Origin of the sequence: Natronoarchaeum mannanilyticum (assembly GCF_039522665.1) — an archaeon.
Lineage (GTDB): Archaea > Halobacteriota > Halobacteria > Halobacteriales > Natronoarchaeaceae > Natronoarchaeum > Natronoarchaeum mannanilyticum.
On sequence record NZ_BAAADV010000007.1, the window covers coordinates 391,496 to 411,145 of the forward strand.

A 19,650-nucleotide genomic window follows, 5' to 3' on the forward strand; every position below is an offset into this window, starting at 1 on the left:
GTGAAGCGTACTGTGAGGGACGAACGTTACCTGGTGGCTATACGATTCGATACAAACACCTCAAGGACGTGTAGACCTATCATCAACTAATTAAATTCACCCACTATAAAAGAGAGAATTCCCGCTCTTGAAGCTCTGAGACTGGATTTTAGCTACTGAATGTTAGAACCAGGTAACAAGATCGCGAAAGCGTAGAACGTCCGTAGATTTGCTCCTGGATAGACGACATTGCGGTCGTGGTCGAATCGGACAACATCTTGTCGGTGGAGAGGGTCAAGATGACTTTGGATGAGCGAGACGTAGACTCGATGCTTCTCTTTCCCAGTGACCTGACGTGGTTCTTTGCTGACTTCGATTGCTGCAACTCCTTCGGCCAAATCACCGACATCTACTGGTGGTTCGGGAGATTCCTCGAGTAGATAGCGGGCAACATTGACCCGTCGTTGACTACTGAGGATCATACCGAACGGCAGCTCGTAGTCGGTGCTCCCAGTATCAGTCATCGCTTCCTCCTTCAGGTAGTCTACTTGGAAGACTGTACGTCTGGAACCGAGCGAGACGTTTTTGTCTGATAGCTCGTAATTGCATATGCGGTTGGTCTACACCGCACCTGGCCCGCGCCCTAACGCGGGCCGTTACTCATATCGGTACGGTGTATGAGTTATTGTGGACCGAACTAGAATAAGCGGTTGCATCTTGCTCTACTGGGATTTGCTCATCACTGATTAGAGATAGAACCCGTTTCATGACCGAACCTTCTTGATGACTGCTTGTAACGACTGATAGTATGACGCAGTCTTGGAGCATTTCGCAGGCGGTCGATCGACTAAATCACTCCATTCTGTTGCCAGCGATTCAGCGTGAGTTCGTCTGGGGCTCTGACCAAATCATCAGACTCTTCGACTCACTGATGCAGGGGTATCCGATCGGCTCGTTCCTTGTCTGGCATCTTAATGGAGAGGACGCCAACGACGAGATGAAATACCAATTCATCCAGCACTACATCGAAGATAGCGTCCATCCTGATGAACCCGAGTTCGAGCAGATGAGACATCACAATAAGAAAATACGTGAAGAGGATGAGCTCGAACTCCCATCGGAACAGGATCTCATCCTAGACGGACAACAGCGTCTAACGGCGTTCTATATCGGACTCAAGGGCACATTCACGGAAAAGAGAAAATACGCTCAACGAAAGAACCCTGACGCGTGGAACCAGAAACGACTTTATTTGAATTTGCTCTCTGGCGATGACGGACCTGTGGATGACGAACTCGGTCTTGAATATGAGTTCGCATTCAAGAAACCGGAACCTGCGAACTCAGATGGAGCTTACTGGTACCGAGTTGGAAAGGTGCTTGAGATCGACCCTGCTGACGATATAATGGATATTGCTGAAGAGTTGGACATCGAAGACGAATACCGGTGGACAGCTGGGAAGACCCTGAAAAAGTTGTTTGACGTCGTTCACAACGATGACGTTATCCAGTACCACGAAGAGAATACCTCTGATCGGGAGCGTGTCCTAGACATCTTCATCCGGATGAATGATGGAGGTACGCCGCTGAGTAAGTCGGAAATTCTCCTCTCGATGGCAACTGCACGATGGGGAGAAGGCGATAATGCACTTGACGCACGTGAGCAGATCACAACGTTTGTAGACAACCTGAACAACCGGCATTCGGACAAGAGCTTCAAATTCGGCATCGATTTCGTTCTGAAGGCGCTTCTAATGTATGGGACGGAAACGATTCCACAGTATCGCATCGGGAACTTCTCGAACGAGAATCTCGATCGAATGCAGGAGGTATGGGATGGCGGTAACTTCCAAGACTCGATAAAACGAGCGCTGGACTTGATTGTCGAGTTCGGGCTTGACGATCGGAGTCTAACGAGTCATAATGCGCTCATCCCGATTGCCTATTATATCTATAGACATGACCCCTCTCTGGATTGGACCTCTCAGACTGGTTTGGAGATGCGTCGTCGGATTCACTATTGGCTGACGTCGGCGTTACTGAATGGAACGTTCAACTCACGTCCAGACGAGGTTTTAGACGATGCCAGAGAAGCTATCAATCAGACAGACGGTGAGTTCCCACTTGAAGAGATCCACTACAAAATGCGGGGAAGAGGGAAAGTTGTTGGATTCAGCGAAGACGTTCTAGATACGCTTCTCGAAGAGACAACGTACCGGTCACAGAAGTCGTTCCTGCTACTGTCGCTTCTCCACTTTGGCGAGACTGTTCGTCGCGGGATCGAATACGAGCAAGATCATATCTTCCCGCGAAACCAGCTAGATGCGGACAAGTTAGTTGAGGAACATGGAATCAGCCGAGTACGTGCCGAACAATATGAGGAGGCAAAAGATCGAATTGCAAACCTCCAGTTACTTACCGACGAAGAGAACGCGCAAAAGCAAGAAATGCCATTCCACGAGTGGATCACTACTCGAACCGAAGACTATCGAGAGCGGCATTGTATTCCGAACGACGACGAACTCTATCAGATAGATAATTTCATCGAGTTCCTCGATCAGCGTGAAACCTTGATCCGCGATCGAATCACAAGTACATTCGAGGACTTCTCTGGTACCTAAGTCTAACTCGAGTTTCGACACACACACCCCGTGTTTCATCTGCAAGTCCTCTTGAGAGGGGGGACCCCCTCCGAATCAGCGGTCTTGAAATCATCAACTTAGTGAATCGATGTTGCTTTCGATTCACTGAACTCGCTGAGAAGGTGATGCGCTTGGAGACACACACACCGTACTTCATCTGCAAGTCCACGTGAGAAGGGAGGCCCCCTTCGAAATCAGTGACTTTGGAATCATCCAATTAGCGTAGGACAGAGAATCATCTACCCTGATTCTATCGCAAGTTCCCAAGAGCAGGATTACCTCGAGATATGATCTTTTACTCACCTCTTGCTGAGAGATCCCCTTATTAACTATAATAAAACTCTTTTGGTATAGGTTATTATTACTGCTATCAGAGAATCTACTCAGCAGATCGTATATCCACCTCTACCCATGAGAAACGAGCAATATAAGCGCTCTACAGGCAGTTCTCTTTTTCAGGGACCGGCGAAAAGCTACCCGACGGGCCTTCTCAGATACATTTGCAGATGAAACACGGGGTGTGTGTGTCTGGAATCTCAGTCTAAGTCTTCGAGAGTTGTGTCTAAACTCTCCACTCGGCCATCTTATTAGTTCCCTCACATCTACTCACAGAAGCACCCATCCTATCGATTATTCCGAAGGCAAAGTCTCACTGTAGAGTACGCCCAATACTGTGACCGGGCTCTATTTCTGGGCCCTCCCTCTCTCAGAGGCATTTGCAGATGAAGCACGGTGTGTGTGTCCAACTCTGTATATTGACATTTTCCGCTTCTTAGTAGAGCTCACGTCAAAACAGTACCCTCAGGCCACTGCGATTACCCCATTTTTGGTTTGAAAGTTGGCTGGAAGTTTGTCAGGGAGTTCAACCGACGACGATCGTCTTGACTGCTTTCCGAATCCCGTTGTACATTCAAGGGGGAAATCTGCTCGTTAGCTGCTGGGTCTGTTAATTATAGACCGATTTTGAGTTCCTCAGTTCTTTGCTGCAACAACGGCTTTCCGAGCTACATTGCCCCTCTATTGGGTGATCTTCCCATATTCCTCCTTCAAAGTCGAGTATCTGGAGGGTGCTCAGGCTTATAATGAACCATCCTTGACTGCGTCACGGAACGAATGAGCAACCAAGAGCAGTTAGACAAGCAGGCACTGACCGAGCTTCGAGACATCGCTAAAAAGGTAGCACTGGGCAACGCCCCACCAAGCGGCCTTCTTTCGCCAGCTTTCCACTACCTTGCACGGGCACCCATTCCGTCGGGTCACCTAGCCGTGAGATCGTTAGGCCGAATTTCGTTTGGTCGAGACAACGCCCACAGACCGGGGATCATCCTGTTCGTTCCAGAACAGGACTTGAACAACAGCGACCGACTGCGTGAAGTCAACCGACAGGCTGCGTTAGGGGTCCCGACTCAGAAGGATTATCGCAGTATGACCGACGGGTCGTGGGATTCGCCCGACGCTGCTGCTACGTTCATCTCGAATAATGTCTCTCTCGAGCTCGATGCCGCAGAGCAGGCTGATGTCGAGTACGAGGGGACGATCTATAACCAGCTACTCCCAGCGGTGATCTGTGCCCTCGAGTCTATAGACGATGCATATGTTCGATGGCGTGGCCCTGGATCGGAAGGTCGAGTGCAGATCGACGAAGCCCTCGAAGGCCAAAGTGGATTCGCAGTCTGGGTCCACCCGGACTGTCTGGGCCCAGACCTTCAACCAGAGGACATTGCGAGATTCTGCGACGCAGATGAGGGTCAAACATCCATAATGGAGGGAATCGATCTGTGAGTGCTGATCAACACGACTTACTCGAGTGGTTCCCGACGGCTGACAAGGACCGAACGAGCGTCAGCAATGTCGTAGGTGCGACTCCACTAGGGATGAGCGTCAGGAGGGAAGTTCGCTTCCGTGACTGGGCTGATCCTGTTCTGGTCCGCTGTGAACTCGAAATTCGTCCTACCCATGCTGGAGGACGTATCGGGGTCGTTGAGTGGACAGTGATAGTCCTCGGAAAGGTCTCGACCGTTGCTCTCGAGAGAACTGAGCGTCTCTACGAAGAGATCGACTACGATCTCACTGTCGATGATTTACGTGACCTCACGGCTGAGTTGATGTCGAAGCAAGCCCATCCGTTTGCGAAGGAAGGTTGGAGCGAAGTTCAGGACTAACTCATCACAGCTTTTGCTTTGCTCAGAATCAAGTCTGCGAGTTGTGTCTGAGATGTAGTCAGGAAGGGAAGGCGTCCCACTACCCTGGGGTACCGGGACGCCAGTGATTAGCACTAAATGTAGTGCTACCTTTAGCACTAACTACGAATGCCCAAGACAACCGTTACAAAGACTACGAGTACCACCACCAACTCCGACGGAGAAGACCGAACTGTCGAGCAGTATCGAACGACTGTCCCCAAAGGCATTGCCGAGGCGATGGACCTCGCGGGAGCACGTGTCGAGTGGAACATCAAGAGCGGGAACACGCTCGAAATCACAGTCACCGATGAGTGACGCCACCACCAGCAAGGCGCTCGCGGTCATTCGACGATCGCAAGGCGACGAGGATGGTGCCAGCCTTCGTCTCCAGCGCGAACAGGTACCTAGGCTCGCGAGCGATCTTGCTGACGAATGCGATGTCGTCGACCTAGGTGTCCACACCGGATTCAGCATACTCTCGCGAGACAAGGACGACCCGCGAATTGACGATAACGACGAGATCCTCAACGCGATCGATCGGGTGCGAACTGGAGAGTACGACCACGTTGTCGCTTGGGACGACTCCCGACTGGCCCGTGACGACTTTTTCGCGGAATGGCGGCGTGCAGCTGCTTCAGGCAGTGCCGAGTTCGCGTTCGTCGCTGGAGACGTTGATGTCGACAGTATGGAACACGGTGTTCGCCGTACGGTCGAGACTGCGATCAAGCGGGAGGAGATCAGGAAGGCTCGTGAGGCCGTGAACGACCGCGAACAGCGATCAATGTGGAACTCCCGGCCACCGGTTGGTCTCGAGTTCGACGACGCGCGCGAGTATCTGGTGGCAAGTGAGCGGTTCGACACTGTTGTGGATGCACTCGCGATGCGCGCCGACGGCGTGTCATATCGTTCGATCGCAGACGAGACCGGGCTCTCCCGCGGAGCGATTGAGCGGTGGGTCAACCACGTTGAGGACCGAGCACGGTCATGCCGGGATGACGGAATCGCACGTAAGCTCCTCAATGCCGCCCCGGACGATGCAATTGACGGCTATGAGGGAGATGACCTGTCCGCGACCAGTGGAGGAGAAGCAGTATGAGTCACGACGAAACCATTCAGAAGCTCATGTCGGTGATCGACCGGAACGAGATCGTTAGTGAGAACTCACAGCCAACGCTGTCGCAGGCGCGGGTGCTCGCACCTGCTGGGAGTTCATCGACAGATGTCGCGCTAGTCCTTAACGCAGCGCGCGATGGTGAGAATCGGCAGGTGACTGTGCGTACTGACGCTGACGGGATGCGCGCGCTTGGAGAGTCCCTCATTGAGGCAGCCGACTCAGTATCTCCCGACGACGGTCGTAGTGACGAGTAGCGTCGCTTCTCCCTTGACAGATAATACTAACCAGTCTTGTTTAAATACCTAATTAGTGACATGTTTTAACGGTCGTGCTGAATACAGAGAGTTTCAGCATGGCGTCTCCATAGATGAAAGCCAAAGTATCAGTCGTTCGATATACGTATTCTTAGCATGTCATAGAATTCTTCTCGTACGCTTCGAAGTGACCGAAGTGATCGATATAGGTGTGCCATTTATCACATATTACTGCGACATATAGAATGTCGGCACACTACCGACAAAAATCCAGCCCCAAGGTTCGACGTCGCATAACTTCGAAACTCGGGGCTGGTAGTAGGTGACCACCAAGGAGATCCGAGGACTCCAGTTCCTCGACTCCTTGTTTCTGCGGTCAACCTGATGATCTTCGAGAAACCGAGAGCTTGTCACTACAGTTTCCAGGTGGAAATGCGGGCGATGGATTATGGTTGGGACAGTAAACCCTGGCCCGCGTCTACAGGCAGGTTCCCGCTCCGTATAAGAGGTAGGTCCAGTCCGAAGTTCGTTCAATTTGTATACCAACCTAACAGCTGTTTCATAGATTTCCGAATATATTTGATGCTATCGAATAGTCGTGCGCAGATGACCGTCAGCTATGCCAGGATCTCCATGTCTTTGAGGTACTGGTGTTCCCATTCACGGCGGGCTTCGAGTTCCCTCTGGCCGCGCTGCGTCAGTGCGTAGTAGTTGGTCCGCCGATCGAGCTCCCCTTTCTCGACGAGTCCCTTGTCCACCAGGGCATCGAGATTCGGGTACAGTCGGCCATGGTGAATCTCCTGGTCGTAGTAGTCCTCGAGTTCGGCTTTGATTGCGAGCCCGTGTGGCTGGTCGTGGCCGGCGATCACGTACAGCAGGTCGCGCTGGAATCCGGTCAAGTCGTGCATGCCCTGGCCCACCTATCTTGAGGTGGCAATACGTTCACACTTAATAGCCAAGGGCGATTTGGTTGGTCAGCGGAGAGATCGCTGGTCGTACTGGGTTGTACGGCAGACTGGCGGGAAACGGCCACCAGACATTTACTGGTAGTGGGCTTGCCGCCGGGTAATGCACCCCGAAGCGATCGAGCAATGCGCGTATTGTCATGCTCCAGAACCGGTAACATACTATGAGATCAATGATGGACCGAATGCAGCGCTCACCGCACGGATTCCGATCTGCGAAGAGTGCTTCCACCAAACCGGTTACTGAGTCTTCACAAGATCGATTTCGTTGACCCCCTCTACGGACAAGAGGTTTGACACCTCGCAGCGTTCGATATGGGGAAAGCACCTCACTTTCTCACCGGCTGTCACTCTCGTCAACGTAGTCGAGGTGCGTCTCGACTGTGGGGAGAGGAGTATACTGGACACTGCCAGCCTGGGCCTCGTACTCAACGATCCCAGCGTCCATGAGTTTCGGGAGGTGGATGTGGTGGAGTTGGATTGCGACAGCCTCGGCGTTCTGCGGGCCTGAGCTTCGCTCACTGATGTGCTCGGCGAGCTGGTGGCGGGATGCCGCGTTCCCCATGGCGTCCTGTAGATACCGAAGGATCAACCGACGATTCTGGTCGGCCAACGTTGCGTAGATTTCGTCGGTCGCGATGTCGCTGGCTTCGCCCGGCCCAAGTTCTTGCTCGCCCGTTGCCCCGGGCCCGCCGAGAGGAGGTCTGTAGCTCATGGTTGTGTGAAACCTTACCCGCACTCACGCCACCGAGATAGTTAACGATTTTCCCGTTCAAAACCGTTTCTCAGATAAACGGTGTATTGCCGCTGCTTGGTGCTGTTTTTCCATCGCTACTGTTCGACGAGCCTGATCTATAGTTCTGGGAAGAACGTAACTGATTGAGGCAGAGCGCTTCTTTCACTATTCATCTCGTTTCTCCGACGTCTTAGCGTCTGGCTTTTCGGCCTTCCGCAGTTGCTGGACGAGGGTCAGATCCAGGAGGAGACTCACACGGAAGTAATCAGCTCTCGCAGATCATCCAATCGTTCGATACAGTAGAGGTACAGCACAGTAGCGCGTATTCCAGCCAGTAGGGAGTTCGCCTTTGTGATCGTCCAGTAACTCCAGAAGTGGTCTGACACGAGCGCTACTAACCGACACTGAGCGGGAGCAGATCAACGGTGAGCATGGGGACAACAGGAAGTACCAAGCAGCATCTCGAATCCGGAGTCGCATCAACGAGGAGCCGACGACCGACGTGGAACTCCTCCAGGAACATCACCCCCATCTCTACGATGAGCTACGGGACACAGTGAGAGACGGGGAGTGACCGACAGAATAGACGGGGCAGGTCTATGAGATGGGACACCCGGTTGGAACAACTGATCGATGATTGGGGCAGACATATTGTCAAGTCAGTATGAGAAATCCCGGGGTTTCGAGCGCAATTTGACAAACATTCCAGCGTTAGTCTGGGACCCTGACCCAATCTCCAGCACCCAAGCGCGACAATCACTTCATGTGACCTTTACGAACTCCGCGGCCCCGTCCTGTGACAGCGTAATCCGATACCCCTCGTAGGTGACTGTGATCTGGACCTGCGCTTCCGGTGCTGGCGGATCAGCGAACACATTGGCAAGAATATCGTCGACCGTCGAGTAAAGGGGAGACAGTGTCTGAGGGTCCGTATCCTTCAGGTCAGCCACGGTTTCTACGACAGCCGTTTCCGGCGTGGTTTCGGCGGGATCAAATTGCTGGCGAATGATACTCCGTTCGCGTTCGTCCGTGGTATCGTTCACGATGATAATCGACAACACATGTAGTTATAGAAGTCCAGTATCCGCCCGTTGATACGTCCTCCAGATCCGGTTTTGCCCGAATGCTTTAGGGGCGACCCGTGGTACTATTTCGCATGGCTGGTGGGCCACCCAACGATGACGGGAAGGAGAGTGCCAAGGAAATGGACCAAGAGCAAGCGGTGGCCACTACTAACCCACTCTCACTTGACGCGACATTTGACGCCCTGGCAGACGCCGAGCGACGGACGATACTCCACTACCTTACTGACGCTGCGGATCACGAGGCCACGGTTGATGAACTTGTGAGCCACATCACACAGCAGGAGGCCAGTCATACGGGTGAACTGCCAAGCCGGGACAGCATCGAGATGCGACTCCACCACATTCACCTGCCGAAACTGGTCGAGGTTGGCCTCGTCGAGTACGATACCCGGACTGAGCAACTTCGATACTGGTCCGACGACCGACTCGAAACGTGGCTTGAACGAGCGCGTGACGAAGTTCAGGACTAACATTTGGAGCTACATCGGTTGGAGCAGACCTGAACGGGATCGAGAACACTTCGTCAGTGCAGTGAGATGGTCTGGTGGCTTACTACAGTCATAGCTCATCGTCGGTTGATCCCTCAGTGATCACCTCCTCAGAATCAGGGACGTTCTCAATCGAAGTCACATCCACTACAAGGCCACCTGCTTCAAACTCACTGAGGCAGTCCTTGCATAGACGAAGTTCCTCAGCTTTTTCTTCAGTGAAGATCACCCGAACCCGTTGCGCTCCTGACGCCGAACACTCAGTACACTGCATATCCAATACTACATTGGCCCTCTCCTTAATTACCACTTCCCAGTATAATGTTTTTTAGCCGATTATAGAACGGGGTAGCTGACCTCGGACGAAACAAGCCGTTGAAGCCCCGGTACTACCAATTTTAGGAGATTCACTACCTCAGTAATTGGGTGTGAATGCTTTGCACGGGCAGGCCGATGGGTGATATAATGACGCCCCCGGACAGCGACGCATACCATGTGTACCACGACTGGAGAGAAGCCGACCTCAGCGCAAGCATTGGGGTTTGTCTCCTCGAAGCAACCGACCAAGAACTCGACAATCTTGGGACGCCACTGTATGACGTCGTCAACATCGAGGCGTTGGAGACGTTGCTCAGTCCCCAAGATGGAAACACGGGGACTGTCGCTCAGGTTCGCTTCACCATCGATGGTCACACAGTGACCGTCAGCAGCCACGAAGAGATCGCCCATATTATCGTCCACCCCGGCAAGACGACGCTCACCGAACAACTATTGTCTTAGTAGCTGCCGGTATTGATCGTCACGAGCGAGCGTTCTCTCATGAATCGTGGAGAGAACACATTCACCAGTTGGACTTGACGTACAGGAGCTTCAGAGATAGAGAAGATACTGACCGACTGAGCCATACGTGGGTTACATGCCCCGTAGTTGACCAATAACCGATTAAGTAAGGTGATAACAATAGTGAGGACCTTCGAGAGTCTCCCCTATGAGCTTATTCAAGATAACGGCGTTTCAGCGTGATCTCCTGTTCATCATCGCCAGTTTAGACCATCCCACGGGACAAGACATTAAAGCGCGATTCGAGGATGAAACAGCAACCGAAGTAAACCGCGGGAATGTATACCCCAATCTCGATACTCTTGTTGAAAATGGATTTATCAAAAAAGAGAGCCTTGATCGCCGGGCAAACTGCTACCTCCTTACCGAGAAGGGAGTCTATTGTCTCCACCAGAGATATGAGTGGGAACAAGAACAGTTGAGCAATGTCCAGCAGAATGTATGATCAATTCGCAAGAGCTATCTAACAGCCGATTCGCTGAAGTCCGGGTGAAAACAATTTCTTGAGAACGGTTCTATGTCAGGGTCGTGTTCTTGTAACTAGCGAAATTCGAACTCAGCAATCGCTAACAGACGATCAGTTTAGAGACGCCAGCCGGCTATTGTGTCGGGGTTAGTGGAGGAAGGAAGAGGTATCCCAATCCCAGGTGGGCCAATTCATCCCTAGTAGTTAACCTCTTCTTCGTCCTGCATGATGCGCTCTATGAGCTCTTTACGAGCTTGCATCTTTTCTTCGTCGTCGTTCTTGTTGTAATACTTTTTTACTGTTCCCGGTTCGGCGTCGACGCGATCGCTCAGGACTCGCGGTGGGACTCCCTCACTACTGACGTGAGTAATGTACCCACGTCGGATGTCGTGTGGCGAGCGAGTCGATGGACAACCCGATGGCTTGTCCCGGTTCTCCGCTGTTTCACAGGAGCTGGGCTGCTTACCGTGAGGGCACGTTTCCCCGAGCTCACAGGGCCGTGTCCATTTGTAGACCATCCCGCGGATGGTCGAAGGATTTGCTCGACCATGGGACGTCCCTATGAGCGGCATGCGACCGTAGTCGTCGGTGACCTTGGGATGATTGTACTGGAGATACTGTTCGATGGCTTCAGCGGTTTCCTCCGTAATGAAGACGCGCCGTTCAGAGTCGTCGCGATTTTTCAAGTTCGTTCCTTCTTCAGGTCGGTTTCGAAGCTCGATGTGGGGCACCTCTGCATCGAGATGAACGTCAGGTACGTCGATCGAGTGAACGCTGCCGAGTCTCAGACCGCTATCCACGAACAGTCGCCAGACGACCTCCTCTGCTTTTCCACCTTCAGCTTTCGCGATGTGGCTCAGGATCTCCTCTGCACGGTCATACTCGAGGATCTCATCACTCGTCTCATCTTCGTCTTCGATTTCCGGCACGTACACGCGATCGGCCATCCCTGGCGTTACGTACTCCATCGACTCCATCGCGCGCATGAAGACACGAATCGTCTTCATGTGCTCTTGGAGCGTCTTCGGAGCCAACACATCGACCTTTTCGGTAGCCTCGGTCCGTCGCCATTCGCGGTACTGTTCGATGTCGTGCCCGCGGAGATCGCTGACGTACTCGATTTCCTCGAGTTCGCAGTATTCCACGAGGTGGTTCAGGCGCTTTCGATGAGTATCGACGGTTCCTTGCGTCGTATTACTCTCGGTTTTGCGCCGGGTGAGATACGCTTCGACGGCCTCGTCGACGGCGATCTGGATTGGCTCCTGAGGACTTGATGGCTGTCGCTTGTCCGACTTACTCATCTTCCGCCTCCACGTAGTCGACAAACCTGTCGACCGTTTTCATGTGCTCGACGATAGTCGATTCAGCAAGCTCCTCGACTTTCAGAGGCGCTTCAGATCGACGCCAAGTACGATACTTGTCGAGGTCGTGGGATAGCAGCTCGCGCGGCGTCTCGATACCCTGCTGTTCGCAATAATCGACAAGGTACCTGAGCCGTCGTTTCTCGACTTCCACCGTGCTTTCCATGAGCTCCGACTCGTTCATCCGGTGATCGAGGTAGCTATCTACAGCTTCTTCAATCGTCGAATGGGTGGGGCCACCTCGTTCAAAGGCGTCGAGTCGCTCTTGTTCACTCATCTAAACTCACCTCTTCGTCCTGCCAAGTTGTCAAGGCTTGACGATCAGCAGCGGTGTTCAACCTGCTGTACGATCCCGAGCTGTGGTTGGGCTCGGTTCGACTCCGGCGCTGGCCGATCAGCGCTATCTTTGGTTCACGGGGATACCGGGCATAGATAGCGCGTATTGAGGCCGTTCCTTTCTGATCTCGCATGGCACCTGAACCTCGTTAGTCACATTGACTTAAGGGTCAGCCTCAGAGATATGATAGGAAATACCCGGGATAGCTACATAAGATGGCTCTCACCTGTCTCTACTCCCCGAATTTTGCTCGAATGATAAACGCGCCAATATTTGTTTGAGAAGTGGTAGTTCTCACGCACAGTGAGCGTGACTCACTGAGCGTTAGACGAACACGAGGTTTGTCGCACGCACAGTGAGAACGGCGCACGCTGCGTGCGACAGCGAACCAGTTAGAGTTGGCGCGCGCTCCACCACTAACTCGCGCGCAGACCTGAGCCGATTCACGAACATTTAACACGGTTCTACACGTTTGAGATCCTGCGAACCGTATGACGGCGTCGACCCGCATCACGCAGCATGATGGAATCTACCTCGGCCGACGGGGGGTTCTTTATAAGCAACCCTCCGCCGTCTGTGGAATCCTAACCATCATGAAAACGGATGGGCGCTGCAGGATTTGAACCCGCGACAGCTTGGTCCGAAGCCAAGTACTCTGTCCAAACTGAGCTAAGCGCCCTCGATACACCGTCCGGCCGAGACGAATTTAAACCCACTGATTTCCCTGTACGGGGACCGGGTCATTTATTCGGGGGCGGTCGGACAGTAGCGGGTATGAATGTCGGAGCCCGGATTCGGGGCTACGTCGAGGTGACGCGGCCGGGGAACGCCGTCGCGGCCGGCGTGCTGACGTTCGTGGGCGCGTTCGTCGCGGGCGGCGTCGTCGCTCGGCCGGTCGACGCCGGAGCGGCGATCGCGGCCACGATGCTGGCGACCGGCGCCGGGAACGCGATCAACGACTACTTCGACCGAGAGATAGATCGCATCAACCAGCCCGATCGGCCCATCCCGCGGGGCGCCGTGAGCCCGCGGGGCGCGCTGGCGTTCAGCCTGGCGCTGTTCGTCGGCGCGATCGCGCTGGCGCTGACGCTGCCGCGGCTCGCGCTGGCGATCGCGGCGGTCAACCTGCTCGCGCTGATCGCGTACACGAAACTGTTCAAGGGGCTGCCGGGTGTTGGCAACGCGGTCGTGGCGTACCTCGGCGGAAGCGCGTTCCTGTTCGGCGGCGCCGCCGTCGGGAACGTCGGCCCGTCGGCCGTGCTGTTCGCGCTCGCCGCGCTGTCGACGCTGACCCGTGAGATCGTCAAGGACGTCGAGGACGTCGCCGGCGACCGCGAGGAGGGGCTCAACACCCTACCGATCGCGATCGGGGAGCGCCGTTCGCTCCACGTCGCCGCCGCGCTGCTGGTCGTGGCCGTCGCGGCGAGCCCGCTGCCCTACCTCCTCGAGATCTTCGGCGCGGCGTATCTCCTGGTCGTGGTGCCGGCCGACGCCGTGATGCTGCTGGCAGTGGCCAAAAGTTACACCGATCCGACCGCCGGTCAGGAGTACCTCAAGTACGGAATGTTCGTCGCGGCGCTGGCATTCGTGGTCGGTCGCGCCGCCGTCGTCGCGGGGGCGCAAGCGTAGGGTCTCGGCGCGCAGGCGGCAAGAATCCGGTCTGACACTCGAGTAATCAAAAGTAATATATGGCGGTCACTGTAGGTTAACATCAAGACTCTCCGCGACACGACAGCCGACGTCAGGCTGTCGCCGGCACACGAGTGATACTATGTATGACTTGGCTGACGTCCTCCCGGACGCCGAACTCGATCCCGGCACGAATCTCCTGATCACCGGCCCTCCGATGGCGGGGAAACGCCGTCTCGCGCTCGACATTCTCGCGAACGGGACCGCCCAGGGGGAAGGTGCGATCGCAGTCACGACCAAAGACGGCGGGGACAAGATCCTCGACGAGTACGAGAAGCGCGTCGACGGCATCGAAGGCAAGCCGGTGGGGATCGTCGATTGCGTCACCAAGCAGCGCGGCGTGAGCAACGTCGAGGACAGCCCCCAGCTGAAGTACGCCTCCTCGCCCGTCGACATGACCGGGATCGGGATCAAGCTCTCGGAGTTCCTCCAGGAGTTCTACGAGCGCCGCGGACTCACCAAAAACCGCGTCCTCCTGCACTCGGTGTCGACGCTGCTGATGTACTCCGATCTCCAGACCGTCTTTCGCTTCCTGCACGTGTTCACCGGCCGGGTCCAGAGCGCCGACGCGCTCGGACTGTACGTGATCGACTCGACCGCTCACGACGATCAGACGATGAACACGCTCAAACAGCTGTTCGACGGCGTCATCGAAGTCAGCGAGGAGGACGCCCAGACGCCGACGCTCCGGATCGCCTGATCGCGTCCCTGACGGGTGCTACCCTCACAAGCGCTTTTCTCCCCGCGGTACTTTCGTTCACGCATGGCATCCGACGAGGACGATGCGATCGAGACCGCGCTGGACGCCGACGTGATCGCAGTCGTGGGCTGTTCGTCGACGCCGGGCAAGGACGCCCACGAGATTCCCAGCTACCTGCTCGAACACGGCTACGAGGTCGTTCCGATCAACCCGTACGCCGACGAGATCTTCGGCCGAAAGGTCTACGACTCGCTGGCGGACATCGAGGAAACGGTCGACGTCGTCGACGTGTTCCGGCCCAGCGAGGAGGTCGCCGGCATCGTCGACGAGGCGATCGATCGGGACGACGTGGAGGTAGTCTGGACGCAGCTGGGTATCTCCGACGACGAGGCCGCAGCGCGGGCCCGCGAAGCCGGCAAGCGAGTGGTACAGGATCGCTGCATCAAGGTCGAGCACGGCAAGCGCGCCCGGTAGAACGGGAGGCCGGGAGCACGCAGAAACAGCCGTATTCGGAGAAGCGACGCCGCGCCGCGATACGTTCGGACGCCGGTCAGGCGTCGGCGCTCGGCGTCCCGGACTCCGCGGACTCGTCTGATTCGTCGGCGTCGTTCGTGGCGTCGCCGTCCGTCGACGACTCCGACTCGGCGTCTTCGGTGTCGTCCTCGGCCTCGTCGATGGCCGCGTCGGCGAGCACCTGATCGGCGTCGATTCCTTGCTCCTCGGCGATCGCTTTCAGCAGGACGAGCTGTTTCTCCGAGTCGGTTTCGAGCGCCGAGACGCGCTCGTTTGACTCCTCGACCTGCCGTTCGAGCGAGATGACCCGCTCGCGGACGTCCTTGAGCTGCGCGTACAGCTGTTCGGCGCGGTCGGCGAGCTTCTGGACCTTCTTCGCGGTAGAGCCGAGTCCCATGGGCGCGAGTTCGTGCCGGCCCCTTGTGGGCTTTCCGATCGGTCGAGAGAGCGTCGGCGAACGCCGTCCTTATGCGGTGTGCGATCCCAGTGGCCCGTATGGCTACCGTCCGGACGCCGCCGTCGGCGGGCATCGTCGCGAGCGCCGTCACGGTGCTCGTCGCGTTCGCTCCCTTCCTTGTCCTGTCGAGCGCCGCAAGTTCGGGGCTCCAGACGTACTACGCCCACGGTATCGTCGGCCCGTGGCCGGTCGCGATGCTGGGGCTGCTCTCGATCGTGGCGTTCGCGGCCGGCCGGCAGGAGCGGACCGATCCCGTCACGATCGCGGGCGCGACGCTCGTGTTCGGCGTGGCGGCCGCGGCGATCGCGCTGTACTGGGCCGTTGCGGTGCCCGGAGATCTCGTCCAGCAGCTCGGCACCGCGGCGTGGCTCGAGTACCACCGCTGGCTGCTCGCCGTCGGCGCGCTCGGCGTGCTGGCCAGCGCGCTCTGGTACGTGCGGGCGCTCGATCTCGTCTGAACGCGGCGGCAGCGCAGCGATGTCGACGGCGCAGCGACGCCGGCGGCGTGACGAGGCCGACGTTCGGCGATCGGTATCCTGTCCCTTTTCGGCGACGATCACGCGACGGCGTCGGGGCGATCGACGGATCGAGTCGAAAGGTCCTTAAGATGCCGGCGGGTATGTTGAGGTGGACTAGGCCGGGCAGTTAGGCCCTGCTCGCAACCCGCACTATGGTCTTCAGCGGGGGCCGAACCCTGGGTGCGTCCGGACAGACCCGTCCGGGCCCCGGGAGCCGACGTGGAAGCCTCGTCCATCGGGGGCCACGGTTCGCGACGATCGTCCGCAGGGACGTCCCGTCGCGATTCGCCGGCGACACACCGTCAGGCGCGGAAGCGAGCAGCGGACCGCCGGACGATGGTCGCTCGATGGGTCGCGGGGTGGAGGAGGCAACCGGGCTTCCCCGGCCGGGAACGCCGGGCAACCCCGGGCGTCCGTCCATTCATACTTCGTATTCAGTCGTCGAGCGCGAGCGCCGTCGCTCGATGCTGCCGTTCGACGCCGGAGCGTCGCGAGCGAGGTGTCGCCCCGGTCCCAGTTGTTCCGGCTCCGCTACCAGCCTCGAAACTGCGAGAGGAGAAGAGGGGTGCTACTCGGCGGGCTGGGGCGTCTCGGCCAGTTCGGACATCTCGAGATCGCCGCTGAGTTCGCGCTGCGGGTACGGGATGTCGATGCCGACCTCGTCGAAGCGAGCTTTGACGTTCGTGACGTACTCGCCGCGCGTCTTGACGTAGTCGGCGCGGCTGGGCTGGTCGATCCAGATCCGGGACTGGAGGCCGACGTACGAGTCGGCAAGCTCGGTGAGCCGGACCGACGGCGCGGGGTCGTCCATGATGTCGGGGTGGCTCTCGGCTTCCTCGACGATGATGTCGGTCGCCTGCTCGACGTCGTCGTCGTAGCCGATGCCGAAGACGAACTTCAGGCGCAGCTTCTCCTTGGCGACGGGGTTCTTGACGACGTTGCTCGTCAGGTCCGAGTTCGGCACCGTGAGCAGTTCGTTGTCGAACGTCCGCACGCGGGTCACGCGCAGGCTGATGTCCTCGACGACGCCCGAGTTGTCGTTCCACTCGATCCAGTCGCCGATGCGGAACGGTTTGTCGGCGTAGATGAACACGCCGGAGACGAAGTTGCTGATGACGTTCTGCGTCGCCAGCCCGATCGCCAGCGCGGCGGCGGCGGCGATCGTCGCCAGCGCCGTGAGGATGTTGCCGAACCCGCCGGCGGCGAAGGCGACTCCCACCGCCGCGAACAGCACCAGCCCCCAGGCGAGCCGCTGGAGCGGCTTCTTGGCGTGGTCGTCGAGGTCGCGCCGGTCGAGCGTCCGCCCCACCAGCGGCATCACGACCGTCTTGCCGAGGACGTACACGACGCCGAACGCGATGACGAACAGCGCGGCCGACTCGATCGTCTGCGCGACGACGCCGGGGATCCCGACGTTTTCGAGCGCGACTTCGATGACGCCCATCAGTGCATCACCGCCGTGTGTCCGCGCGTCCGGAGCAGTTCGGCGTCGACGCGATCGGCGAGGTCTTCAGCCAGCTCCTCGGTCGAGGTGCCGCCGCGGGCCGCCCGGAGGAACTTCACCTTCACGAGGTCCCGGTCGTCGAGCTGGTCGGCGAGTTCGTCGACGACCGACTCGACGCCCCCTTTTCCGACCCAGACGGTGACGTCGAGATCGTGGGCTTTTCGTTGTAAATCTTCGTCCGACATGATGAGCGTCCCTTCGGATTGAAACGCTTTCACTCTTGGGTCTTCGACAGGGAAAACGGCCGCTTCGACCGCTCGTTCGGCCGGACGGGGCAGGAGCGGCGGTCAGATGCCCGTCAGTACGGGTAGCGCGATTGGCTGCCGCAGTCGCACGTAACGACGACGTGACCGTCCTGCAGCCGGGTCCGGGCGTTCTTGCCCGGCCGGAGGTACGCGTCGCAGGCGTCGCAGGTCGAGCGCTCGAACGATCGAGGAAACTGTCGGCGTTGGCGCTCGGCGATCCGGCGCGCCAGGCGGACGTAGTATCGGGCGCGGTCCTGATCGCACTCGACGGTCGCGTCCCGTGCCAGCTCGTGAAGTCGGTCGATGCGCTCGTCTGCGAGGGTCATCGGAAAGTGGGGGGAGTGGGGGATTCCGGGGCAGCCAGGACAAGGAGAGAGGACGTCCCGTATTGCCCCACTGACCAAACTGCGCGAGGGAAACAAGTATTTTTTGCTTTCCCACCCGCGAGCCGCTGTTCCGGCCCGCTGGGGCGGCGAACTCGTGGGGGCTGCCGAATTCGTGATATAGCCCGATTTTCTGCACGACAGACCGCGATACGCCGATATAACCGTTGGCTACGAATCACAATACGTATGCCCGTGAACCCGGTATCGACGCGTAATGAACGACGATCGCTCCGGGCGCGAGGCCGAGGAGACGACCGACGCGAGTCGGTCCGAGCTCTCCAAGAGTCGCGCCTTCGAACTCCTCTCGAACCGCCGGCGCAGACACGCGCTGTGGCTCGTCCACAGGCACGGCCGCGTCAGTCTGCCCGACATCGCCGAGGAGGTGACCGTCGACGAAGCCGACGCGGACATCACGGAGATCGACCCGGAGAGCGTCAGGGACACGTACATGATGCTGTACCACTCCGACGTTCCGAAGCTCGCGGACGCCGACGTCGTGGCCTACGACCAGGAGCTGGACATGGTCGCGCCCGACGAGAACTTCCGGCTCGTCGCGGACATCCTGACCCAGCACTTCGCGGAACCCTGATCGGCAGTCGCGCTCGTCGAATCGGGTCGGAACGAACGGATCGGCGTGGCGCTTTTTTCGTCGCTAACGTTACCAGAATACCTCGGAGCCACGGCTGCTCGGCGGGGACGACGTCCTAAAAGAGCCTGACCGGGTGTCGTAGAGCGACCCGCGGCGATCAGTCGTCTTCGAGCGCGTCGGCGATGCGCTGGAGCTGTCGCGTCGCGTCGCGCACTTCGTCGCGGAGCTGTCGGACCTCACGGGTGAGCTCCTCGTTGCCCGGGCTCTCCTCTTGCCCGTCGCGGCCGCCGGGACCGCCCGGACCGGCGCCGCCGGGGCCGCCGCCCATCATGCCGCTCATCATCTGCGCGAACGGGTTGCCGCCACCGCCGCCCATGCCGCCGGGCGGGCCGCCGCCCATCATCTCTTCCATGCCGCCCTCGGGCGGGCCCTCGCCCTCCTCGGCCTCCTCGGCGCGCTTCTCTCGGATCTCCTCGACGCGCTCTCGGAACGACTTCTCCTCGCCGTCCTGTTCGGCCTCGGTCTCGTCGTTCGCGGATTCGTCTTCGGCCATGTCCCCGGATTCACTCGCCGCACCGAAAAGGGTTTTTGTCCGCCTCC

26 protein-coding genes, 1 tRNA gene and 1 other RNA gene are annotated in these 19,650 nt (G+C 57.6%); 16 read left to right on the forward strand and 12 right to left on the reverse strand.

What is annotated here, in order from left to right; all coding sequences use genetic code 11:
- Positions 1-152: 152 nt before the first annotated feature.
- Positions 153-503, reverse strand: a complete 351-nt coding sequence (locus ABDZ81_RS15035) for a DUF7344 domain-containing protein (protein WP_343774830.1) — start codon at positions 501-503, stop codon at positions 153-155.
- A gap of 284 nt (positions 504-787) precedes the next feature.
- Here ABDZ81_RS15035 and ABDZ81_RS15040 point away from each other — a divergent pair, with 284 nt between their 5' ends.
- From ABDZ81_RS15040 to ABDZ81_RS15065, 6 genes are all read left to right on the forward strand, one after another.
- A complete protein-coding gene (locus ABDZ81_RS15040; RefSeq protein WP_343774831.1) occupies positions 788-2,599 on the forward strand; it encodes a DUF262 domain-containing protein in 1,812 nt (603 codons plus the stop codon).
- Between the two features lie 1,134 nt (positions 2,600-3,733).
- Complete coding sequence (locus ABDZ81_RS15045) at positions 3,734-4,402, forward strand: hypothetical protein (RefSeq protein ID WP_343774832.1); 669 nt, start codon at positions 3,734-3,736, stop codon at positions 4,400-4,402.
- Positions 4,399-4,782: a hypothetical protein gene (locus ABDZ81_RS15050; RefSeq protein WP_343774833.1), complete on the forward strand. Its 384-nt coding sequence runs from the start codon at positions 4,399-4,401 to the stop codon at positions 4,780-4,782. The genes ABDZ81_RS15045 and ABDZ81_RS15050 overlap by 4 nt, the downstream gene beginning before the upstream one ends.
- A gap of 147 nt (positions 4,783-4,929) precedes the next feature.
- A complete protein-coding gene (locus tag ABDZ81_RS15055; protein ID WP_097007367.1) occupies positions 4,930-5,118 on the forward strand; it encodes a hypothetical protein in 189 nt (62 codons plus the stop codon).
- Positions 5,111-5,899, forward strand: coding sequence for a serine integrase family protein (locus tag ABDZ81_RS15060; RefSeq protein ID WP_343774834.1), 789 nt, complete (start codon positions 5,111-5,113; stop codon positions 5,897-5,899). The genes ABDZ81_RS15055 and ABDZ81_RS15060 overlap by 8 nt, the downstream gene beginning before the upstream one ends.
- Positions 5,896-6,171 carry a hypothetical protein gene (locus ABDZ81_RS15065; protein WP_343774835.1) on the forward strand — a complete coding sequence of 92 codons (276 nt, stop codon included), beginning with the start codon at positions 5,896-5,898 and terminating at the stop codon, positions 6,169-6,171. The genes ABDZ81_RS15060 and ABDZ81_RS15065 overlap by 4 nt, the downstream gene beginning before the upstream one ends.
- A 617-nt stretch (positions 6,172-6,788) precedes the next feature.
- On the opposite strand, the gene ABDZ81_RS15070 is transcribed toward ABDZ81_RS15065, so the two are convergent.
- Positions 6,789-7,079, reverse strand: a complete 291-nt coding sequence (locus ABDZ81_RS15070; protein WP_343774836.1) for a PadR family transcriptional regulator — start codon at positions 7,077-7,079, stop codon at positions 6,789-6,791.
- A gap of 394 nt (positions 7,080-7,473) precedes the next feature.
- Positions 7,474-7,851, reverse strand: a complete 378-nt coding sequence (locus ABDZ81_RS15075) for a DUF7344 domain-containing protein (protein WP_343774837.1) — start codon at positions 7,849-7,851, stop codon at positions 7,474-7,476.
- Between the two features lie 400 nt (positions 7,852-8,251).
- Here ABDZ81_RS15075 and ABDZ81_RS15080 point away from each other — a divergent pair, with 400 nt between their 5' ends.
- A complete protein-coding gene (locus ABDZ81_RS15080; RefSeq protein ID WP_343775307.1) occupies positions 8,252-8,446 on the forward strand; it encodes a hypothetical protein in 195 nt (64 codons plus the stop codon).
- Positions 8,447-8,633: 187 nt separating this feature from the next.
- Here ABDZ81_RS15080 and ABDZ81_RS15085 read toward each other — a convergent pair whose 3' ends face one another.
- Positions 8,634-8,915, reverse strand: coding sequence for a HalOD1 output domain-containing protein (locus ABDZ81_RS15085; protein WP_343774838.1), 282 nt, complete (start codon positions 8,913-8,915; stop codon positions 8,634-8,636).
- Positions 8,916-9,028: 113 nt separating this feature from the next.
- Here ABDZ81_RS15085 and ABDZ81_RS15090 point away from each other — a divergent pair, with 113 nt between their 5' ends.
- The 3 genes from ABDZ81_RS15090 (at position 9,029) to ABDZ81_RS15100 (ending at position 10,730) form a co-directional block, all read left to right on the forward strand.
- Complete coding sequence (locus ABDZ81_RS15090; RefSeq protein ID WP_343774839.1) at positions 9,029-9,427, forward strand: DUF7344 domain-containing protein; 399 nt, start codon at positions 9,029-9,031, stop codon at positions 9,425-9,427.
- 483 nt (positions 9,428-9,910) lie between these two features.
- Entirely contained in the window at positions 9,911-10,225 is a 315-nt protein-coding gene (locus tag ABDZ81_RS15095) for a HalOD1 output domain-containing protein (protein WP_343774840.1), read from the forward strand.
- Positions 10,226-10,433: 208 nt separating this feature from the next.
- Positions 10,434-10,730 (forward strand): PadR family transcriptional regulator, encoded by a 297-nt coding sequence (locus tag ABDZ81_RS15100; RefSeq protein ID WP_343774841.1) that lies wholly within the window; start codon positions 10,434-10,436, stop codon positions 10,728-10,730.
- 218 nt (positions 10,731-10,948) lie between these two features.
- Here the strand turns inward: ABDZ81_RS15100 and ABDZ81_RS15105 are convergent, their stop codons facing one another.
- From ABDZ81_RS15105 to ABDZ81_RS15115, 3 genes are all read right to left on the reverse strand, one after another.
- Positions 10,949-12,052, reverse strand: coding sequence for a tyrosine-type recombinase/integrase (locus ABDZ81_RS15105; protein ID WP_343774842.1), 1,104 nt, complete (start codon positions 12,050-12,052; stop codon positions 10,949-10,951).
- On the reverse strand, positions 12,045-12,389 hold the full coding sequence (locus ABDZ81_RS15110) for a hypothetical protein (protein WP_343774843.1): 345 nt from the start codon (positions 12,387-12,389) through the stop codon (positions 12,045-12,047). Before ABDZ81_RS15110 ends, ABDZ81_RS15105 begins: the two co-directional genes overlap by 8 nt.
- Before the next feature lie 664 nt (positions 12,390-13,053).
- Positions 13,054-13,128: transfer RNA gene (locus ABDZ81_RS15115), tRNA-Arg, on the reverse strand.
- A 95-nt stretch (positions 13,129-13,223) separates the two neighbouring features.
- Here ABDZ81_RS15115 and ABDZ81_RS15120 point away from each other — a divergent pair.
- The 3 genes from ABDZ81_RS15120 (at position 13,224) to ABDZ81_RS15130 (ending at position 15,312) form a co-directional block, all read left to right on the forward strand.
- Entirely contained in the window at positions 13,224-14,078 is an 855-nt protein-coding gene (locus ABDZ81_RS15120) for a geranylgeranylglycerol-phosphate geranylgeranyltransferase (RefSeq protein ID WP_343774844.1), read from the forward strand.
- Between the two features lie 142 nt (positions 14,079-14,220).
- Positions 14,221-14,838, forward strand: a complete 618-nt coding sequence (locus ABDZ81_RS15125; protein ID WP_343774845.1) for an RAD55 family ATPase — start codon at positions 14,221-14,223, stop codon at positions 14,836-14,838.
- Between the two features lie 63 nt (positions 14,839-14,901).
- Positions 14,902-15,312, forward strand: a complete 411-nt coding sequence (locus ABDZ81_RS15130) for a CoA-binding protein (protein ID WP_343774846.1) — start codon at positions 14,902-14,904, stop codon at positions 15,310-15,312.
- 76 nt (positions 15,313-15,388) lie between these two features.
- On the opposite strand, the gene ABDZ81_RS15135 is transcribed toward ABDZ81_RS15130, so the two are convergent.
- A complete protein-coding gene (locus tag ABDZ81_RS15135) occupies positions 15,389-15,748 on the reverse strand; it encodes a DUF5798 family protein (RefSeq protein ID WP_343774847.1) in 360 nt (119 codons plus the stop codon).
- Between the two features lie 98 nt (positions 15,749-15,846).
- On the opposite strand from ABDZ81_RS15135, the gene ABDZ81_RS15140 reads away from it, so the two are divergent.
- A complete protein-coding gene (locus ABDZ81_RS15140; RefSeq protein ID WP_343774848.1) occupies positions 15,847-16,266 on the forward strand; it encodes a DUF7548 family protein in 420 nt (139 codons plus the stop codon).
- A gap of 167 nt (positions 16,267-16,433) precedes the next feature.
- Positions 16,434-16,745: signal recognition particle sRNA (gene ffs / locus ABDZ81_RS15145), an RNA gene on the forward strand.
- 149 nt (positions 16,746-16,894) lie between these two features.
- On the opposite strand, the gene ABDZ81_RS15150 is transcribed toward ffs, so the two are convergent.
- The 3 genes from ABDZ81_RS15150 to ABDZ81_RS15160 all read right to left on the reverse strand — a co-directional run bounded on the left by ABDZ81_RS15150 (position 16,895) and on the right by ABDZ81_RS15160 (position 18,401).
- Entirely contained in the window at positions 16,895-17,770 is an 876-nt protein-coding gene (locus ABDZ81_RS15150; protein WP_343774849.1) for a mechanosensitive ion channel family protein, read from the reverse strand.
- Positions 17,770-18,015 carry a YhbY family RNA-binding protein gene (locus tag ABDZ81_RS15155; protein WP_343774850.1) on the reverse strand — a complete coding sequence of 82 codons (246 nt, stop codon included), beginning with the start codon at positions 18,013-18,015 and terminating at the stop codon, positions 17,770-17,772. The genes ABDZ81_RS15150 and ABDZ81_RS15155 overlap by 1 nt, the downstream gene beginning before the upstream one ends.
- Positions 18,016-18,128: 113 nt before the next feature.
- Positions 18,129-18,401: a ribonuclease P protein component 4 gene (locus tag ABDZ81_RS15160; RefSeq protein ID WP_343774851.1), complete on the reverse strand. Its 273-nt coding sequence runs from the start codon at positions 18,399-18,401 to the stop codon at positions 18,129-18,131.
- Between the two features lie 274 nt (positions 18,402-18,675).
- On the opposite strand from ABDZ81_RS15160, the gene ABDZ81_RS15165 reads away from it, so the two are divergent.
- On the forward strand, positions 18,676-19,050 hold the full coding sequence (locus ABDZ81_RS15165; RefSeq protein WP_343774852.1) for a DUF7344 domain-containing protein: 375 nt from the start codon (positions 18,676-18,678) through the stop codon (positions 19,048-19,050).
- Positions 19,051-19,207: 157 nt separating this feature from the next.
- On the opposite strand, the gene ABDZ81_RS15170 is transcribed toward ABDZ81_RS15165, so the two are convergent.
- On the reverse strand, positions 19,208-19,603 hold the full coding sequence (locus ABDZ81_RS15170; RefSeq protein ID WP_343774853.1) for a hypothetical protein: 396 nt from the start codon (positions 19,601-19,603) through the stop codon (positions 19,208-19,210).
- Between the last annotated feature and the right edge of the window lie 47 nt (positions 19,604-19,650).

Bases quoted from the DNA above. Each gene is read 5' to 3' on its own strand.
- ABDZ81_RS15035 (WP_343774830.1), bottom strand. From the start codon at position 503: ATGACTGATACTGGGAGCACCGACTACGAGCTGCCGTTCGGTATGATC.
- ABDZ81_RS15040 (WP_343774831.1), top strand. From the start codon at position 788: ATGACGCAGTCTTGGAGCATTTCGCAGGCGGTCGATCGACTAAATCAC.
- ABDZ81_RS15045 (WP_343774832.1), top strand. From the start codon at position 3,734: ATGAGCAACCAAGAGCAGTTAGACAAGCAGGCACTGACCGAGCTTCGA.
- ABDZ81_RS15055 (WP_097007367.1), top strand. From the start codon at position 4,930: ATGCCCAAGACAACCGTTACAAAGACTACGAGTACCACCACCAACTCC.
- ABDZ81_RS15060 (WP_343774834.1), top strand. From the start codon at position 5,111: ATGAGTGACGCCACCACCAGCAAGGCGCTCGCGGTCATTCGACGATCG.
- ABDZ81_RS15065 (WP_343774835.1), top strand. From the start codon at position 5,896: ATGAGTCACGACGAAACCATTCAGAAGCTCATGTCGGTGATCGACCGG.
- ABDZ81_RS15070 (WP_343774836.1), bottom strand. From the start codon at position 7,079: ATGCACGACTTGACCGGATTCCAGCGCGACCTGCTGTACGTGATCGCC.
- ABDZ81_RS15075 (WP_343774837.1), bottom strand. From the start codon at position 7,851: ATGAGCTACAGACCTCCTCTCGGCGGGCCCGGGGCAACGGGCGAGCAA.
- ABDZ81_RS15090 (WP_343774839.1), top strand. From the start codon at position 9,029: ATGGCTGGTGGGCCACCCAACGATGACGGGAAGGAGAGTGCCAAGGAA.
- ABDZ81_RS15095 (WP_343774840.1), top strand. From the start codon at position 9,911: ATGACGCCCCCGGACAGCGACGCATACCATGTGTACCACGACTGGAGA.
- ABDZ81_RS15100 (WP_343774841.1), top strand. From the start codon at position 10,434: ATGAGCTTATTCAAGATAACGGCGTTTCAGCGTGATCTCCTGTTCATC.
- ABDZ81_RS15105 (WP_343774842.1), bottom strand. From the start codon at position 12,052: ATGAGTAAGTCGGACAAGCGACAGCCATCAAGTCCTCAGGAGCCAATC.
- ABDZ81_RS15110 (WP_343774843.1), bottom strand. From the start codon at position 12,389: ATGAGTGAACAAGAGCGACTCGACGCCTTTGAACGAGGTGGCCCCACC.
- ABDZ81_RS15120 (WP_343774844.1), top strand. From the start codon at position 13,224: ATGAATGTCGGAGCCCGGATTCGGGGCTACGTCGAGGTGACGCGGCCG.
- ABDZ81_RS15125 (WP_343774845.1), top strand. From the start codon at position 14,221: ATGTATGACTTGGCTGACGTCCTCCCGGACGCCGAACTCGATCCCGGC.
- ABDZ81_RS15130 (WP_343774846.1), top strand. From the start codon at position 14,902: ATGGCATCCGACGAGGACGATGCGATCGAGACCGCGCTGGACGCCGAC.
- ABDZ81_RS15135 (WP_343774847.1), bottom strand. From the start codon at position 15,748: ATGGGACTCGGCTCTACCGCGAAGAAGGTCCAGAAGCTCGCCGACCGC.
- ABDZ81_RS15140 (WP_343774848.1), top strand. From the start codon at position 15,847: ATGGCTACCGTCCGGACGCCGCCGTCGGCGGGCATCGTCGCGAGCGCC.
- ABDZ81_RS15150 (WP_343774849.1), bottom strand. From the start codon at position 17,770: ATGGGCGTCATCGAAGTCGCGCTCGAAAACGTCGGGATCCCCGGCGTC.
- ABDZ81_RS15155 (WP_343774850.1), bottom strand. From the start codon at position 18,015: ATGTCGGACGAAGATTTACAACGAAAAGCCCACGATCTCGACGTCACC.
- ABDZ81_RS15160 (WP_343774851.1), bottom strand. From the start codon at position 18,401: ATGACCCTCGCAGACGAGCGCATCGACCGACTTCACGAGCTGGCACGG.
- ABDZ81_RS15165 (WP_343774852.1), top strand. From the start codon at position 18,676: ATGAACGACGATCGCTCCGGGCGCGAGGCCGAGGAGACGACCGACGCG.
- ABDZ81_RS15170 (WP_343774853.1), bottom strand. From the start codon at position 19,603: ATGGCCGAAGACGAATCCGCGAACGACGAGACCGAGGCCGAACAGGAC.